This window comes from Mameliella sp. AT18 (genome assembly GCF_028807275.1).
In the GTDB taxonomy this organism is placed as follows: Bacteria; Pseudomonadota; Alphaproteobacteria; order Rhodobacterales; family Rhodobacteraceae; genus Antarctobacter; species Antarctobacter albus.
The window spans coordinates 1-17040 of sequence record NZ_JARAMO010000181.1 but is presented as its reverse complement, the minus strand read 5'-3'; the positions used below and the strand labels follow the sequence as shown (position 1 = coordinate 17040).

Here is a 17040-nt window from a genome sequence, read left to right as displayed (position 1 = left end):
CCGGGTGAAAGACCCGCGCCCAGAGGAGGCAGCCATGCAGCAACGGCACCGCACAGTGACCGAGCGGCTACTATACGCCGTCGCAATCCTGATCGCGGCGTTCTGCGCCCTGCCCCATCTTGGAGTCCTGCTGGCCGCGGTCTCCGCCGAAAGCGATACGCTGGCCCATCTCGCGCAAACCGTGCTGGGCCGCTACACCGCGACCACGCTGATCCTGCTGGCGCTTGTCTCTGTCGGGACGCTGCTGATCGGCACCGGGGCGGCCTGGCTGGTGGTCATGACCGAATTCACCGGGCGCCGCATCCTCGAGGTGGCGCTGGTACTGCCGCTCGCCTTTCCGGCCTATGTCATCGCCTATGCCTACACGCATCTGCTGGACCATCCCGGCATCGTGCAGGCCACCCTGCGCGACATCACCGGCTGGGGGCCGCGCGACTACTGGTTCCCGGAAATCCGGTCGACCGGCGGCGCGGCGGCGATGCTGATGCTGGTGCTTTACCCCTACGTCTACCTGTTGGCCCGTGCCGCCTTCATCAGCCAGAGCGCGACCACGGTCTTTGCCGCCCGTTCCCTGGGCCGGACGCCGCTGGGGGCCTTCTTTTCCGTGACACTGCCGATGGCGCGTCCCGCCATTGCCGCAGGTGTCCTTTTGGCCGCGATGGAGACCATCGCAGACTATGGCACCGTGTCCTATTTCGGGGTTCAGACCTTTGCGACCGGGATCTACACCAGCTGGTTTTCCCTGGCCGACCGGGCCGGCGCCGCGCAGCTGGCCCTGGGGCTGCTGGCCTTTGCCCTGCTGCTGGCGGTGCTGGAACGCAAGAGCCGGGGGCAGGCGCGCTACCATTCGGGACGGCGCAGAGAGCCGGTGCCGCGTGCCCCCCTCAAGGGAGGGCTGAACGCCGCCGCGCTGGTGGCTTGCAGCCTGCCGGTGCTGCTGGGCGCGCTGATCCCGGCACTGGCCCTGCTGACGATGGCGATCGGATCGGAACAGGACATCCTCAGCCGCCGCTACATCCGGTTCATCGAGAACTCGCTGACCCTGGCCACCGTCGCCGCGATTGTCACCGTCGGGGCCGCGGTGATCCTGGGCAGCATCAGCCGTATCCTGCCCGGCCGGCTCACCGGCGTCGCACTTTATGTCGGGCGGCTGGGCTATGCCGTGCCCGGCGGGGTGATCGCCGTTGGCCTGCTGGTGCCCTTCGCCGCCTTCGACAACGCGCTGGACAGCTGGATGCGGGACACCTTCGACATCTCCACCGGCCTTTTGTTCACCGGCTCCATCTGGGTCCTGGTGGGCGCCTACATGATCCGTTTCCTGGCTGCCGCCATCGGCGCCTACGAGGGCGGGATTTCCACCGTCAGCCCCAACATGGACGCCGCCGCGCGGGTGCTGGGCCAGAACGCCGTCGGCACCGTGCGCCGCATCCACATGCCACTGCTGAGGCCCAGCCTGCTGACCGCCGGTTTGATCGTCTTTGTCGACGTGATGAAGGAACTGCCCGCGACGCTGATCATGCGCCCGTTCAACTATGACACGCTGGCGGTACAGGCGCACCGGCTGGCCGCCGACGAAAGGCTGGAAGGCGCCGCCGTGCCCAGCCTCGTGATCGCCGTTCTGGGCCTCTTGCCGGTCGTGCTGCTGATCCATCGGATGCGCAAGGAAGACTAGCCCTCGGGCATTCCCGCCTCCCGCATGACGTCCAGCCAGCGCTCCGCGGTGCCCTCTGGTTTCCAGTTGGGGGCGATCCGCGTCACCTCGACCTTCAGCGTATGACCCGGTTCAACCGCAAGAAAGCGCGCCATCGCGTCGCGCGCCTCGTCGGTCCTGCCCAGGCAGATCAACAGGGCGGCAAGCGCCTTGTTCGACGGCGGCGGTGGCGAGGACATGCTCAGCATCGCCTCCAGCCCCGCCTCGCAGTCACCGCTTTGCCAATAGGACCAGCCCATCTGCCAGCGCAGCCAGTCCCCGTGCAGCGGGTCCACCCGCTTTGCCCGTTCCAGCGCCTCGATCCCCTCATCGGCCCGGCCCTCGTAGACCAGCGGGATGGACATGGCGATCAGCACCAGCGAATCCGATGGATTGAGCTCTGCCGCGCGCTTGTAGTGCTCGATGGCTTCGACATGATGACCGCGCCGGGACAGCACCCGCGCAAGCGTGTAGTGGGACATGTAGTTCCGGGGGTTCTTGCGCATGGCGATTTCCGCCAGCTCCTCGGCTTCGTCCAGAACGTCGTCCATCGGCGTCATCCAGCCCATGTGGCTGGCCGTGCCCAGCATCAGCGACGTGCCGATATAGCCCCATTCGGACTCCGGTTCCTCGCGGATCGAGGTGCGCTCCAATGCAATCGCCCGCTCCCAGTGCTCGCGGCTGAGCTGGCTCATCAGCTTGCGTGCCTGCATCCCCCGCAACAGCGAATCCACGCCGCCCGCACCGGTCCGGTCGGGCAGGTCGATCATCACCGTTTCACCGACAACCGAGGCCACATGGCGCACGATCTCGTTCTGAACCACGAAGAGGTCGTCAAGGTCACGCTCATACTGGTCCGACAGGATATGCGCGCCTGTGCCCGTCTCGATCAACTGGATGGTGACCCGCAACCGCTGTCCGTCGTATTGCTGGCTGCCTTCCAGAACATAGCCCGCGCCCAGCACCCGCCCGATCTCGCGCACGTCGGTCGGCGTCTCTCGGAACTGGAAACTGGAATTCCGCGCGACCACCCTGAACTGCGGAAAGCGCGCCAGCTCGGTGATGATGCCCTCGGCCAGCGCGTCGCTCAGGTAGCCCTGCAGCGGCTCGGGACTCAGGTCCTCCAGTGGCAGGACGGCCAGAACCGGCGCCCGCGCGTGGCTGTTGTCCTCGGGGTAGAAGGCCATTCCCAGCACACCGGCACACAGCAGAACAACCGCCAGCAACAGCGGCAGGATGCGTTTCGGGGTCTCGGTCGGGCTCACAGCGGTACTGGGCGGGACAAAGCGATAGCCCTTGCGCGGGACGGTCTGGATCACCTTGCGATCGGTATCGCCCAGCGCGCCGCGAATCTCGGCAATACATTGCACGAGGCTGTCCGTCCCAACGGTCCGCCCCTCCCAGACCTGCTCGGCAAATTCCGCCTTTTTGATGGTCCGATTGGGCGACATGGCCAGCAGGCGCAGAACCTCGCGTGTTTGCGGGCGCAGATCCACGAGAGCGCCGTTTGGCGTCCGCAGCGCCCCGTCCGTACCGTCCAGGGTGCAGTCCGTCGTTTCGAATTCGTAAATTTTCACCGGTTTTCGTTCGGTAATTCGATCACTTGGCTGGCTAAATCTTACCCTACGTCAATTCGGCTCGTTTCGCAAAACAAGGGCGCGCCGCCACATGATTTGGAGGAAGAGATGAGATTACCGTTCTTTGCAGCCGCCGTCGCGGCCCTGGCCTGTCCCGCCCTGGCCCATGACCCGATCGAATGGAACGGATCGACAGTGCACGTCCTGCTCGACAAGGAAATGACAAGTGGCGACATGGGCATGTTCACCACGCATTTCGTCGGCCCGGGCGGTCCGCCGCGCCATATCCACGACGACGCCGGAGAGGCGTTCTATGTTCTCGAAGGCGAGGCACAGTTCCTTGCAGACGGCGAGGTGATGCTGGTCAAGGCCGGCGAGGCCGCCTTTGTCCAGAAGGGGGTCGATCACACCTTCCGCCTGACCGGCGAAGAAGGTGGCAAGATCCTGGTGATCGTTGCACCCGGCGGGTTTGAAGGCTTTTTCGAAGCGACGAAACACCTGAAACTGCCCGACGACATGGATGAGTTGAACCGCATCTCCGAGGAGTTCGGCCAGATCTTCACCGGCCCACCCCTGGAATAGGCGGGCGCGCGAAAAAAAGGCGGGGTCTCCCCCGCCTTTTCCACTCGGTACACTGGCTGAAATTACTTCCAGCCAACCTCGTTAAAGATTTTCTGGGCGGTGGGGATCTGCTTGGCCACGGCCGAGAGGTTCACGTCATCGGGCTTGAAGAAACCCAGTTCGGCCACGGAGGGGCTGAGGCCCACGCCCGGGACGGCCGGGTATTCGTCGTTGCCCGCCGAGAAATATTTCTGCGCTTGGTCGCTGGCCAGGTACTCGAGGAACTTGATCGCGTTCTCTTTGTTGGGCGCGTGCGCGGCCACGCCGCCACCCGACAGGTTCATGTGGGCACCGGTGCCATCCTGGTTCGGGAAAACCCAGCCGATCATGTCACGGCTGTCGCTGAGGCCGTCGACCTCGGTCCGGATCGCGCGTGCAAAATAGTAGGTGTTCGACAGAACCACGTCGCATTCGCCCGAGACGATGCCGCGCAGCTGGTCGGTGTCGCCCCCTTGCGGATCACGCGCGAAATTCGCCACGACACCCGCGGCCCAGTCACGCGCGGCCTCTTCGCCCATGTGCTCGACCAGCGCGGCCAGCAGCGTCTGCATGTAGGCGTTGGTGCCCGAGCGGATGCAGACCTGGCCCTTGTACTTGGGATCGGCGAGATCCTGGTAGGTGGCCGGCGGCTCTGTCACGTCCTGTTTGTCGTAGAAGATGATGCGCGAACGCTGCGAAAAGCCGAACCATTCGTTTTCCGCATCCTGCAGGTAGCCGGGCACGCGTGCTTCCAGCACGGCGCTCTCGATCGGCTGCAGGACACCGGCGTCCTTGGCCCGTTCCAGGCGCGAGGTATCGACCGTCAGCAGGATATCGGCAGGCGAGTTGCGGCCCTCGGCCTGCATCCGCGCGATCAGCTCGTCGGCATTGCCCTCGATGCGGTTGATGGTGATGCCGGTGGCATCCTCGAAGTCCGAATACAGGCGCTCGTCTGTGTCGTAGTGGCGCGACGAGTAGATGTTCACCTCGCCTTGAGCGATGCCCGCCGTCGGGGTCAGCCCGGCCAGGGCAACAAGCGCTGCGGCGCCGAGTCCAGTCTTGAGGGTCATACGTTTCTCCCTTGGATTAAATCCTTACTCTTTTAGTCAATTACAGGTTCCGGCTGCGGATGCAAGCGGTCTCGGCGGATTTCGACACTGGCGAGTGTCCCCATGCCCCAAGCCGAAGGCGCGACCCCGGATCACATATAAACATTCGCATTCAAATACTTGACCAACTCGGATACTAAAAGGACGTGCAGGACAGGGAATTCAGTGACATGGCCGAAATCGTCATCATGGAGGACGATGCGCTTTTTGCAGACCTCGTCGGGCAAAGCTTGACCGAGGCCGGGCATAGCGTGACCATCGCCCCCTCCGGCGAGGCCGCGCTCGAGATCGTCATGAACCGCCGAATCGACCTGGTCATCGTCGACATCCTGATCATGGTGGATGGCGCCCTGTCGCCGGACGGCGGGTTGCTGTTCCTGACCCGGCTGCGCCAGCAATCGCCGTCGCGCCCCTTCAAGACGCCAAGGGAGATTCCCGCGATCGCCATGTCCGGCGCCGTGAACAACTACTGGACCAAGGACCTGCTGAACACGGCACAGAGCTTTGGCGCGACAGAGATCCTGGCCAAGCCCTTTCCCCCGGCGCACCTGCTGGAGCTTGTCGCCCGGCTGACCGCCGACCACGGGCCGCCGGTCAGGCCCTCTGCAAGGTGATCGTCAGGCCAGCCAGTTCGGCGCCCTTCAGGAAATAGGGCGCCACCCGCAGTTCCTGCACGACCCCGTCGAAATCAAAGGTCTCGCTGCGCGTCTTTTGCAGGGTCAGCACCTCGTTGCAGATCTCGACCAGCCGGGGAAAACTGTCGACCGGCAGGTTCACTTGGCTGATGTGACCGATATGGGTTCCGTGTTCCGTCAGGGCGAACAGCTGGATCGCGTTGCGCGAGGCGCTCTTGATGTTCAGGCGCGTGTCCAGCACCAAAAGGGGCATCGGCAGCGCCGCCTGGATCGCGGCCTGTTCGGCCACGAGACGGTTGAGCTCCTCTGAATTGATCAACAGTTCCTCGTTGACCGTGATCAGTTCCTCGTTGGTGGATTGCAGTTCCTCGTTCGAGGTTTCCAACTCTTCGTTGGTCGATTGCAGCTCTTCGTTGGTCGACTGCAGTTCCTCGTTCGTGGACTGCAGTTCCTCGTTCGAGGTCTGCAATTCCTCCATCGTGATCTGCAGCGCCTCGCGCGCGTCTGCCAGCTCCCGCTCGATATAGGCCAGGTAGTCCGAGGCCTCGCGATCCGCCTGGTTCGGCAGCACCGTCTCTTCGACGAAATCCGTCTCGATCGAGACCAGCACCAACCGCCCCTGCGTCACCGGGCGGTCCGCCTTGATCGGATACCCGCGAAGGCGGACCCGGTTGAAGCCACGGCCCGGCATCTCTCGCCAGACGCCGTTGCGCGGCTTGCCGTGCTTCAGGCAGAGCGGGATCAGGCTGGATGCCTCCGAGGCGATCTCGGACTTCAGCATCCGGGTGGTCAGCCGCCCGCGCACGTCGTCGGTCACGGTGGTAAAGGGGCTGATGTCACCAAAGATGCGCAACAGGTCCTTCTGTTCGTTGGCCAGGAACCCAATCGGCGCGACGGATGCCGCGATGGTGCCGAAGACCTCGTTGTCCTCCAGCGGCTTGGGGACGACATGCGACCTGTCACCGCCCTTGCCGGTGTCAGCCCTGATCGCCATTCCGAACCGTTCCAGCGGCTTTCGGTCCAGCGTTCCGCCCCGGCGCTTGCGGAACAGGCGAATGCCCTCGCCGACCCGTTCGAAATAGGGTTCCAGCGCGCCGATATGTTCGGAGGTTCCGATGAACATCAGCCCGCCCGGACGCATCGAATACAGCAGGCGGGACATCACCTTTTCCTGCAGGGTTGTGTTGAAATAGATCAGCGTGTTGCGAAAGCTGACAAGGTCGATGTCGCTGAACGGCGGATCCTGAAAGACGTTGTGCTGCGAGAAGAGGATCAGGTTGCGCACTTCCTGCCGCACCCGAAGGACACCGTCATGCTGGGTGAAGTAGGCCTCGGTCATGGATTGCGGCATGTCGGCCGCGGCGCTGATCGGGTAGGCACCGGCGCGCCCGCGGGCCAGGGCCTGCGTATCCAGGTCCGTCGCGATGACCTGAAAGGCGCGGGCCTCGTCGCGCTTGGGGAACCCCAGCAGGTCACAGAGGATGAAGGCGATGGAATAGGCCTCTTCGCCCGTCGCACAGCCGGGGACCCAGATGCGGATCGGCCTGCGATCCGTCTGTTCGACATAGGCCCGCAAGGCATCGGCCAGCGCGTCGAACTGATCGCGGTCCCGAAAGAACCGGGTGACTGAAATCAGCAGGTCGCGATACAGCGAATCCAGCTCCTCGGGATTGTCGCGACAAAACTGTACGTATGCTCCGTAATCCTCGAAGCCGCGCGCGATCATGCGCCGCTGAATGCGCCGGCCCACGGTCTTTTCCTTGTAGTTGCGGAAATTCACCCGGGTGCGCACCTGCAACAGGTGATAAAGATCATCGAATTCCGTGGGCTGTTCCATCTGCGCCTGCAGCCCCGACAGGTCGCGCGGGCGGCGCAGGATGGCATCCAGCTGATCGCCGATCTGGCCAGGGGACAGGATCAGGTCCACGCAGCCTGTCTCGATCGCCGAATTGGGCATCGTGTCATAGCGGGACGAGGCCGCGTCCTGGGCGATGGTGATACCGCCCGCCTCGCGGATCGCCTGTACGCCATAGCTCCCGTCGCTGCCCGTGCCGGACAAGACGATCCCGACGCTCCTCTCTCCGTAATGCTCTGCAATCGAAGAAAAAAGTCGGTCCGCCGAGGGTTTCGGCTCTGCCGCGCGGCCAGAGGGCGGGCGCAGGTGGACGGCGCCGTTCTCGACCACCAGGTCGAACTTGGGAATCGGAACGTAGATCGTGTCCGGCTCCAGCGGCATCGACTGGTCGACCGCCTTCACCGACAGCCGGATCTCGCGCGACAGCAGGGTCGGCAGGACGCTTTCGTGGTGGGGGGACAGGTGCTGGGCCAGGACATAGGCACAGCCCGCGTCCGCCGGCAGATGCTGGGCAAGCAGGGACATGGCCTCGAACCCGCCTGCCGAGGCGGCAATGCCAACAACCGTTTCAACATCCCTGGAAATGCTCATGAGTCGATCCGAAATAGGCCCGGCTTGTGGCACCAGGGCTTCAGCGGCGCCTTCCTTTACCCATAGTTAACCAAATCTGGGGTTAAACGCTTTACAAGAGGTGAACAAGGAACCCCCTAGGTGCAATTGCAGGAGCTGTGCGTGCCCGAAGCCACATCGTCGCCGAGCACGATCGAAGCCTGGCTCAGCAAGTCCGCCCACGGGCAGGACTGGTGCGTCGTGAACGTCCGGTTGCGGCACCACGACCATAGTCAGCGCTTGCTGCTCGACGATCCGCGCCCGCTTGCGGATGTCTTCGCGCCCGAACTTGCCAGGATCCTCGACGCCGAACTTGCCGCGATCAAGGACACCGCGGTCAACAGCCGGTCCGGCTTCAAACTGGAGCTGCGTCAGCTGACACTGCATGGCCTGCGCATCCTGACCCGGATTGACCCGACCGGCAGCGGAACCGCCAGCGTGCGTTTTGTCCGTGCCGAAGGGGATCTCTGTCACGTCCTTGGGCCGGGACTACGCTGCGAACACGAGACCCCGCCAAACATTGACGACATCGCCCTGCCGGTGCTGTGCGACCTGTTGTACCCGGCGCTCGAGATCTTCGACCACATCCTGGAAAACGGCCTGACAGAGGCGGACTCCCGCGTTCTGGCCGCCCGCATCAAGACCATGCGCGCCAAGCGGGACGAGCTGTCGGACTACATCGGCCTGCTGTCCCGTTTCATCGAGAGCGCCCCGCAAAGGCGCGCCGCCATCGGCCAACAGCAAAGGCCACTCTCGCTCAGCTCGCCCGGCACGATTCCCAGCCGGGACATCCGCTGGGACTCCTCGGGCCGGTCGGTGCGGGGCGAACATGGGGCCATCCTGCACGGCCACCACGACGCGCCAAAGGGCTGACCGGGGCGGTCAGCTGCCAGTGGCACGGTCGCTCAGCACCCAGCTGTCCGGGCTTTCCCCGGCCAGACGCCGCATGGTGTCGCCGACCTCGGTCCAGCCACGTTCAGCCGCCGTTTGCATCGGCCCGCCGCGCCAGCGCGGAAAGGCGTAACCGTGGATCTGCACCATGTCGACGGCAGCGTCACTCTCGGCGATGCCCTCTTCGACGATGCGCGCGCCCTCGTTGGCCAGGACGGCCAGGATACGCGTCACGATCTCTTCGCGGTCAAAACCGCGGCGTGTGATCCCCTGGGCCTGCGCATAGTCCAGGATCACCGTCTCGACCTCGGCCGAGGGACGTGGCTTGCGATCTCCTTCGACGTAGTCGTACCAGCCCTTTCCGCTGCGCTGGCCCAGTCGGTCCATCTCGCACAGCTGGTCGGCGATGGTCACGTAACGCTGCGCCGGGTCGCGCGTCGCCGCCTGCCGCTTGCGGTTGGCCCAGGCGATCTGCAGGCCGGTCAGATCCTGCAACTCGAACGGTCCCATCGGAAAGCCTATCTCGCGCGCGGCGGCGTCCACCTCCTGCGGCAGCGCGCCGTCGGCCAGCATGTATTCCGCCGCGCGCCGGTATTCCGCCAGCATCCGGTTGCCGATGAACCCGTCGCAGATCCCCGCCAGGACCGAGACCTTGCGCAGCCGCTTGCCAAAGGCAAACCCCGTCGCCAGCACCTCGGCCGAGGTTTCGGGCAGCGCCACGATCTCCAGCAGTTTCATCACATGCGCGGGCGAAAAGAAGTGCAGCCCGATACAGCGCGCCGGGTTCGGGATGCCCTCGAAAATCTCGCGCGGGTCGATGTAGGAGGTGTTGGTGCCAAGGATCGCCTCCGGCGAGACCACCTCGGCCAGTTGCCGGAACACCGCGCGCTTGACCTCGAGATCCTCGAACACCGCTTCGACCGCCAGGTCGACACCCGCCGCATCGGCGTAGTCCGCCGTCGCGGTGAACCGTGCCTTCTGCTCTGCCGCCTTGGCCTCGCTCAGCTTGCCGCGTTTCACGGCACCGTCGATCAGCCCGGCCACGCGGTCCCGGGCGCTTGCCGCCGCATCGGCGTCACGCTCGATCAGCACAACCTCAAGCCCACCGCCCAGGCTCGCCGTGGCGATGCCCGCACCCATCAGCCCGCCGCCGACAACCGCGATGCGCTGCAAGTCGTGCGGCGCGGCGCCCGCTGCCGCCTTGGGGCGGGCCACCTCGCGTTCGGCGAAAAAGGCATGCCGCAGGGCGCGGCTCTCGGCGCTCTGGCGCAACTCCAGGTGCAGGGCGCGTTCCTTGGGCTGGCCTTCGGAGAAGGGCAGATAGGCCCATTGCAGCGCGTCGATGTTCAACAGCGGCGACATCTGCCCGCGCGCGCGTTTCAAAACCGCCTCGCGCTTGACCTCCAGCGCGTCGGCCGCCAGCGGCTCTGTCACCCGTTCCGACACTTTAGAGGGCCGCTCCGGCAGAGCCGCCACAAACTCCCGCGCCGCCGCCTGCAAGTCCCCTTCGAACACAAGATCAAGCCCGCCCAGCGCCTTGAGCGTCGCGGCATCCAGCATCTGCCCCGAGGCCGCCATGTCGATGGAGGCCTCCATCCCGATCAGGCGTGGCGCGCGCTGCGTACCGCCGGCGCCGGGGATCAGCCCCACGTTGACCTCTGGCAGACCGAACCGGGTTCCCGCCTGCGCAAGCCGCCAGGCGCAGGCCATCGCGATCTCGAACCCGCCGCCCAGCACCGTGCCGTGCAGGACCGCGACAAAGGGCGTTTCACTGTCCTCGATCATCTGCACAACATCGGGCAGATGCGGTTCCACGGGCGGCGCGTCGAACTCCGACATATCCCCGCCGGCGACAAAGGTCCGCCCCGCACCGGTCAGGATTGCGACACGCGCACCCTGTACCGCGTTCACAGCCTCGGCCAGACCCTTGCGCACCGCCGTGCTGGTGGCGTTGACGGGCGGATTGTCGATGGTCACCCAGGCCAGGTCGCCTTCGCGGGTGACGGTAACGGGGCTGTCGGTAGTCATGGTCAAGGCTCCTCTCCTCGCCCCTGCCACGGGCGTCCTGCACCGGAGATAACCCAAACGCGCGGTCGGTTAAAGGATTTTAGGCAGCATACTGCGTAATAGCCTCGGCAATCGCCTTGCGGGTCTTTTCCGTGGCCTCCTCCTTGACCGGGCCAAAGCCGCGGATCTCCATGACCAGCCCGGCGATCCGGGCCGCCTCGTCGCGGTTGTCCGACGTCAGCCCGTTGACCAGCCGATCCAGCAAGTCGCGGTATTCCCCGATCAGCGCCCGTTCCATGCGCCGCTCGGCAGTTCGGCCAAAGGGGTCGAACACCGTACCGCGCAGCCGCTTCATCCGCGCAAGCTGGCGAAAGGCCACCTGCACCCAAGGGTCAAAGCTTCGTTTCAGAGGCCGCCCGCGCGCATCCGTGCCCGAGGACAGGATCGGCGGCGCAAGGTGGTGGCGCACGGTGAACTCGCCTTCGAAACGGTCCTTCAACCCGTCCAAGAAACCTGTCTGCGTATGCAGCCGCGCAACCTCGTATTCGTCCTTGTAAGACATCAGCTTGAACAGGCCCTTGGCCGCCGCCTCGGACAGGGCGCCCGGCGCGCCCGCCACGCGGGTCTCGGCCTCGATCACCTTTTGCAGGTCGTCACGATAGCGCCGCGCCCAGCGCCGGCTCTGGTAGTCGGCCAAGAAATCCGCCCGCCGGTCGATCATCTGCTCCAGCGTCTGTACGGGCCGCGCCTCGATCCCGGCGATCCGCGCGACGCCCTCATGATCGGTCACGGCAACCCGGCCCCAGGCAAAGGCCTGCTTGTTCAGCTCCGGCTTGACCCCGTTCAGCTCGATCGCCCGCATCAGCGCCGCCTCGGTGAGGGGCACCAGCCCCGCCTGCCAGGCCGCGCCCAGCATCAGGACGTTGGCAAAGACGGTGTCACCCAGCAGCGCCTCGGACAGGGCATTGGCGTCCAGCGATTGCAGCGCCTTGCCATCCACCGCCCCGGAAATCCGCGCCAGCCGCTCGCCCGCCTTCAAATCCGCATCGCGGTTGCGCGTGAAATCCCCGGTCGGCATCAGGGCCGTGTTCACCACCGCCCGCGTATGCCCCGCCCGGTAGGTCACCGAGGCCTTGGGCGAAGAGCTTACCACCAGGTCACAGCCGATCAGCGCGTCCGCCGAGGACGGTTCGATCCGCGCCTGGTTCACCTCTTCGGGGCGCGAAGACATCCGCAGGTAGCTGAGCACCGGCCCGAATTTCTGTGCGAAGCCCATGAAGTCCAGCACGCTGGCGCCCCGCCCTTCGAGGTTCGCCGCCATCGCGATCAACTGGCCTACGGTCACGACACCCGTTCCGCCAACGCCAGTGACCAGGATATCCCAGGGCTTGTCCAGCGACGGCACAACCGGCGCCGGCAACCCGGCCACCTTCTCGGTCAACTGTGCCTCGGACACGCCGCGCCCCTTCTTCAGTGTCGCCCCCTCGACCGTCACGAAGCTGGGGCAGAAGCCGTTGAGGCAGGTGAAATCCTTGTTGCAGGAGTTCAGGTTGATCTGCCGCTTGCGGCCAAATTCCGTCTCCAGCGGCTCGACGCTGAGGCAGTTCGATTCCACGCCGCAATCGCCACAGCCCTCGCAGACCAGCGGGTTGATGACGGCGAACCGCTTGGGGTCCTCCATCTTGCCGCGCTTGCGCAGGCGGCGTTTCTCTGTCGCGCAGGTCTGCTGGTAGATCAGCACCGTGGTCCCGGGAATCTCGCGCAATTCGCGCTGCACGCGGTCCATCTCACGCCGGTGCTCGATCTCGACCCCCGCCGGGAAATCGCTCTTGCGGAACTGCTCGGGATGATCGGACACGACAACCACCCGTTTCGCCCCCTCGGCCAGCACCGTCTGCGCAATCGCCTGCACGGATATCGGCCCGTCCACCACCTGCCCGCCGGTCATGGCCACGGCGTCGTTGAACAGGATCTTGAAGGTGATGTTGGTCCCCGCCGCAATCGCCTGCCGTACCGCCAGCGAGCCCGAGTGATAATAGGTCCCTTCCCCGAGGTTCTGGAAGACGTGCCGGTTGCCGTTGAACTTCGACCGCGCGACCCAGTTGACGCCCTCACCCCCCATCTGGATCAGCGAGGTCGTGTTGCGGTTCATCCAGCTTGCCATGAAGTGACAGCCGATCCCCGCCAGCGCCTGGCTGCCCTCGGGCACCTTGGTCGAGGTGTTGTGCGGACAGCCCGAGCAGAAAAAGGGCGTGCGGGCCGCCCCCGGCACCTCGATCAGGTTCGGGGGCGGCACCAGCGCCTCGGCACGTTCCGTGAGTGATGTGCCAAGATTCAGGTCCAGTCGTTTCGCGATGATCCGCGCCAGCATCACGGCGCCCAATTCATGCGTCCAGGGGATCAGCCGCTCGCCGTGCTCGTCGCGCTTGCCGACCATGCGTTCGGGCTTTTGCCCGGGGAAATCGTAGAAATATTCCTTGAGCTGGCTCTCGATGATCCCGCGCTTTTCCTCGATGACCAGCAGTTCCTGCTTTTCATGCGCAAAGCCCAGCGCGCCGCGATCCTCCAGCGGCCAGACCATGCCCACCTTGTAAAGGTCGATGCCCAACTCGCGCGCGACACCCTCGTCGATGCCCAGGAGGCGCAGCGCCTCCAGCGTGTCCAGGTGTGCCTTGCCGGTGGTCACGATGCCGAACCGGGCCTCGTGCCCCCATTCCGCCCGGTCAATGGGATTGGCGCGGGCAAAGGCCAGCACGGCGTTTTTCTTGGCCTCCATCCGCTCTTCGATCTGCATCCCCGGCAGGTCGGGCCAGCGGTAATGCAGCCCGGTTTCGGGCGGCGTGTAGTCCGGCGCGACAAACGCCCGGTCGGCGGGCAAGTCCACCGACATGCCCGATTCCACCGTCTCGGAAATCGCCTTGAAGCCGACCCACATGCCCGAGAACCGCGACAGCGCGTAGCCCCATTCGCCAAATGGCAGGAACTCACCCACGTTGGCCGGGTTCAGCGTCGGCATGAAGAAATTCATGAAGGCCACGTCCGACTGGTGCGGCATCGACGACGACACGCAGCCGTGGTCATCCCCCGCCACCACCAGCACGCCACCATGCGGCGAAGATCCGTAGGCATTGCCGTGTTTCAGCGCATCCGCCGCCCGGTCCACCCCCGGCCCCTTGCCGTACCACAGGCCAAAGACCCCCTCGCAGGTCTTGTCCGGGTCGGTCTCCACCTGCTGCGTGCCGATCATCTGGGTCGCGCCCAGTTCCTCGTTGATCGCGGGCAGGAAGGTGATCCCGGCCTCTTCGACCAGCTTGGCATGGCCCGACACCTCAAGGTCGACCCCGCCCACCGGAGAGCCGCGATAGCCCGAGATATAGCCCCGCGTGTCCAGCCCCCGCGCCCGGTCGCGCCGCGCCTGGTCCAGCGCGATCCGCAGGATCGCCTGCGTCCCGGTCAGGAACACCCGGCCCTCGGTGCGGGTATAACGGTTTTCCAAGGCGTAATCGGTCAGAATCGGCGTCTGGTCCGTCATGGCATCCTCCCTGTCGCGGATCGGGGGATTTTTACCTGTTCTGCTGAAAAAGACCTTCCAATCTCTCAGTGTTGGGTCACATCTTGCAGTGAACCATTCACTCTCAGGCCCAAAAGCGAACGAAATGCCTCAACTCTCGGATCTCGACCGTCGCATCCTGGCCGTCCTGCAAAAGGACGCCTCGGGCAGCATGCAGGAGCTCGCACAGGCGGTGAACAGCTCTCCGGCGACCTGCTGGCGCCGCCTGCGCGCGCTGGAGGATCGCGGCGTGATCGGCCCGCCGGTGCGCCACGTCGACCCCGCCGCCGTGGGGCGCGGCATGGATGCCTTCGTGCAGGTGCGCATGAAATCCCAGGACGCCGCCGCCCGCGCCGAATTCCAGCGCGCGATGGAGGCGGAACCGGCCATCACCGAGGTCTACTCGATCTCCGGCGAATGGGATTACCTGCTGCACCTCGTGGTGCGCGACATCGCAGACTTGGAATCGATCCTGATGCGCCGGGTTCTGGAACATGAAAACGTCGCCGGCACCGCCACGATGTTTGTCCTGCGCCGGATCAAGCAGGGGACGGAGGTCCCCCTTTCCCCCTGAAACCCGGCGCCCCCGCAAGCGGACGCCCCACCGCATGCGCCGTCCACCGGCCGCTCAGCCCGCCTCCGCCTCTGCCACGTTCCGCTTCACCGCCAGGAAGCTGTCCGGCGTCACGGAAATCGATGAAATCCCCGCCTGCACCAACAGCCGCGCAAACCCCGGATCGTTCGAGGGCGCCTGACCGCACAGCCCGATCTTGCGCCCCGCCTTGCGCGCCTTGGCAATCACCGTCTCGATCATCCACAAGACCGCCGGGTCCCGTTCCGAGAACAGCTCGGCCAGCGCCTCGGAATCCCGGTCGATGCCCAGCGTCAGCTGGGTCAGGTCGTTCGACCCGATGGAGAACCCGTCGAACCGTTCGGCGAACCGCTCGGCCTCGATCACGTTCGACGGGATCTCACACATGACGTAGACCTCCAGCCCCGCCTTGCCGCGTTCCAGCCCCTGGGCCGCCATGACCTCCAGCACCCGGTCCGCCTCGCCCACCGTGCGGCAAAAGGGGATCATGACCACCACGTTGTCAAAGCCCATCCCCTCGCGCAGGTGCCGGATCGCCCGGCATTCCAGCTCAAACCCGTCGCGATACCCTTCCGAGTAGTACCGAGAGGCGCCCCGGAACCCGATCATCGGGTTCTCTTCCTGCGGTTCAAAGGCCCGCCCGCCCAGCAGGTCGGCATATTCGTTGGTCTTGAAATCGCTCATCCGCACGATGACCGGGCGCGGATGCCAGACCGCCGCGATCCGCGCCAATCCCCGCGCCAGCGTCTCGACGAAATAGGCGGTCCGGTCCGCATGGCCCCTGGTCAGCGCGTCGATCGCCGCCCGGTCGTCCTCGGACACCTCCTGCTCGTAGCGGGTCAGTGCCAGCGGATGCACCCGGACCTCGTTCGAGACCACGAATTCCATCCGCGCCAGCCCGACCCCATCCGCCGGCAACCGCCACCAGCGCGCCGCGGTCGAAGGGTTGGCGAGGTTCAGCATGACCTGCGTGCGGGTCTCGGGGACATGGGCCAGGTCCAGTTCCTCCACCGTCACCTCGGCCCGGCCGGCGTAGATCACCCCCTCCTCGCCCTCGGCGCAGGAGACCGTCACCTGCTGTTGATCGTGCAGGACATGGGTCGCATTGCCGGTGCCGACCACCGCCGGAACGCCCAGTTCCCGGCTGACGATGGCCGCATGAGAGGTGCGCCCGCCGTGATCCGTCACGATGGCGGCGGCCCGTTTCATCACCGGCACCCAGTCCGGGTCCGTGGTCGATGTCACCAGCACCGCCCCGTCGACGAAACGGTCGATGTCCGCCGCGCTCTCGATGATGATGACCTCGCCGGAGGCCACCGCCCCGCCGACGCTGAGCCCGCTCAACAACCGTTCGCCATGCGCGCCCAGGCTGTAGGTCTTCATCGCGCCCGCGCCCCGGCGCGACTGCACCGTCTCGGGCCGCGCCTGCACGATGTACAGCTGCCCGTCGATCCCGTCGCGCGCCCATTCCATGTCCATCGGACAGCCATAATGCGCCTCGATCTCGACCGCCGCGCGGGCCAGTTCCAGGATCTCGGCATCCGACAGCACGAAACTCTCGCGCTCCGCCTTCGAGGTCGGCACGTTGCGCGTCGCCGCGCCGTCTCCCGTGCCGTAGATCATCTTGATCTCTTTCGCGCCCAGCGCCTTGTGCGTGATCGGCATCAGCTCGGGCCGGGCCAGGAAGGGCTTGTAGACCTGGTATTCATCCGGGCTGACCGCCCCCTGCACCACGTTCTCGCCCAGCCCCCAGGCCGCGTTGATCAGCACCGTTCTGTCGAACCCGCTTTCGGTGTCGATGGAAAACATCACCCCCGACCCGGCGATATCCGACCGCACCATCAGCTGCACGCCGATGGACAGTGCCACGTCGAGGTGATCGAACCCGTTGATCTCGCGGTAGGTGATCGCCCGGTCGGTGAACA

General features: G+C 65.5%; 11 protein-coding genes. 5 read left to right on the top strand and 6 right to left on the bottom strand.

The annotated features are described in order from the left end of the window. Nucleotides 1–34 precede the first annotated feature (34 nt). Nucleotides 35–1672, top strand: coding sequence for an ABC transporter permease (locus PVW46_RS15890; protein ID WP_069210872.1), 1638 nt, complete (start codon nt 35–37; stop codon nt 1670–1672). Here the strand turns inward: PVW46_RS15890 and PVW46_RS15885 are convergent. After that, entirely contained in the window at nt 1669–3267 is a 1599-nt protein-coding gene (locus PVW46_RS15885; protein ID WP_069210871.1) for a winged helix-turn-helix domain-containing tetratricopeptide repeat protein, read from the bottom strand. The two genes, PVW46_RS15890 and PVW46_RS15885, sit on opposite strands and share 4 nt — an antisense overlap. Before the next feature lie 108 nt (nt 3268–3375). On the opposite strand from PVW46_RS15885, the gene PVW46_RS15880 reads away from it, so the two are divergent. Continuing rightward, nucleotides 3376–3849, top strand: a complete 474-nt coding sequence (locus PVW46_RS15880; protein ID WP_069210870.1) for a cupin domain-containing protein — start codon at nt 3376–3378, stop codon at nt 3847–3849. Between the two features lie 62 nt (nt 3850–3911). Here the strand turns inward: PVW46_RS15880 and PVW46_RS15875 are convergent, their stop codons facing one another. Continuing rightward, a complete protein-coding gene (locus PVW46_RS15875) occupies nt 3912–4937 on the bottom strand; it encodes a Fe(3+) ABC transporter substrate-binding protein (RefSeq protein ID WP_069210869.1) in 1026 nt (341 codons plus the stop codon). Nucleotides 4938–5146: 209 nt separating this feature from the next. Between PVW46_RS15875 and PVW46_RS15870 the strand changes: the two genes are divergently transcribed. Next, nucleotides 5147–5590, top strand: coding sequence for a response regulator (locus tag PVW46_RS15870; RefSeq protein WP_069210868.1), 444 nt, complete (start codon nt 5147–5149; stop codon nt 5588–5590). Here the strand turns inward: PVW46_RS15870 and PVW46_RS15865 are convergent. Next, nucleotides 5571–8057 (bottom strand): chemotaxis protein CheB, encoded by a 2487-nt coding sequence (locus PVW46_RS15865; RefSeq protein ID WP_274576601.1) that lies wholly within the window; start codon nt 8055–8057, stop codon nt 5571–5573. The two genes, PVW46_RS15870 and PVW46_RS15865, sit on opposite strands and share 20 nt — an antisense overlap. A gap of 141 nt (nt 8058–8198) precedes the next feature. Between PVW46_RS15865 and PVW46_RS15860 the strand changes: the two genes are divergently transcribed. Further along, nucleotides 8199–8948 (top strand): hypothetical protein, encoded by a 750-nt coding sequence (locus PVW46_RS15860; RefSeq protein ID WP_139132392.1) that lies wholly within the window; start codon nt 8199–8201, stop codon nt 8946–8948. 9 nt (nt 8949–8957) lie between these two features. Here PVW46_RS15860 and PVW46_RS15855 read toward each other — a convergent pair whose 3' ends face one another. Together PVW46_RS15855 and PVW46_RS15850 are read right to left on the bottom strand one after the other, a co-directional pair. Continuing rightward, nucleotides 8958–10994, bottom strand: coding sequence for an FAD-dependent oxidoreductase (locus PVW46_RS15855; RefSeq protein ID WP_069210865.1), 2037 nt, complete (start codon nt 10992–10994; stop codon nt 8958–8960). Between the two features lie 79 nt (nt 10995–11073). After that, nucleotides 11074–14505 carry an indolepyruvate ferredoxin oxidoreductase family protein gene (locus PVW46_RS15850; RefSeq protein ID WP_069210864.1) on the bottom strand — a complete coding sequence of 1144 codons (3432 nt, stop codon included), beginning with the start codon at nt 14503–14505 and terminating at the stop codon, nt 11074–11076. Nucleotides 14506–14629: 124 nt separating this feature from the next. Between PVW46_RS15850 and PVW46_RS15845 the strand changes: the two genes are divergently transcribed. Beyond that, nucleotides 14630–15097: an Lrp/AsnC family transcriptional regulator gene (locus PVW46_RS15845; RefSeq protein WP_043137321.1), complete on the top strand. Its 468-nt coding sequence runs from the start codon at nt 14630–14632 to the stop codon at nt 15095–15097. A gap of 54 nt (nt 15098–15151) precedes the next feature. Here the strand turns inward: PVW46_RS15845 and ppsA are convergent. Next, nucleotides 15152–17040: phosphoenolpyruvate synthase (gene ppsA, locus PVW46_RS15840; protein ID WP_274576598.1), on the bottom strand; the 1889-nt coding region annotated here is incomplete at its 5' end.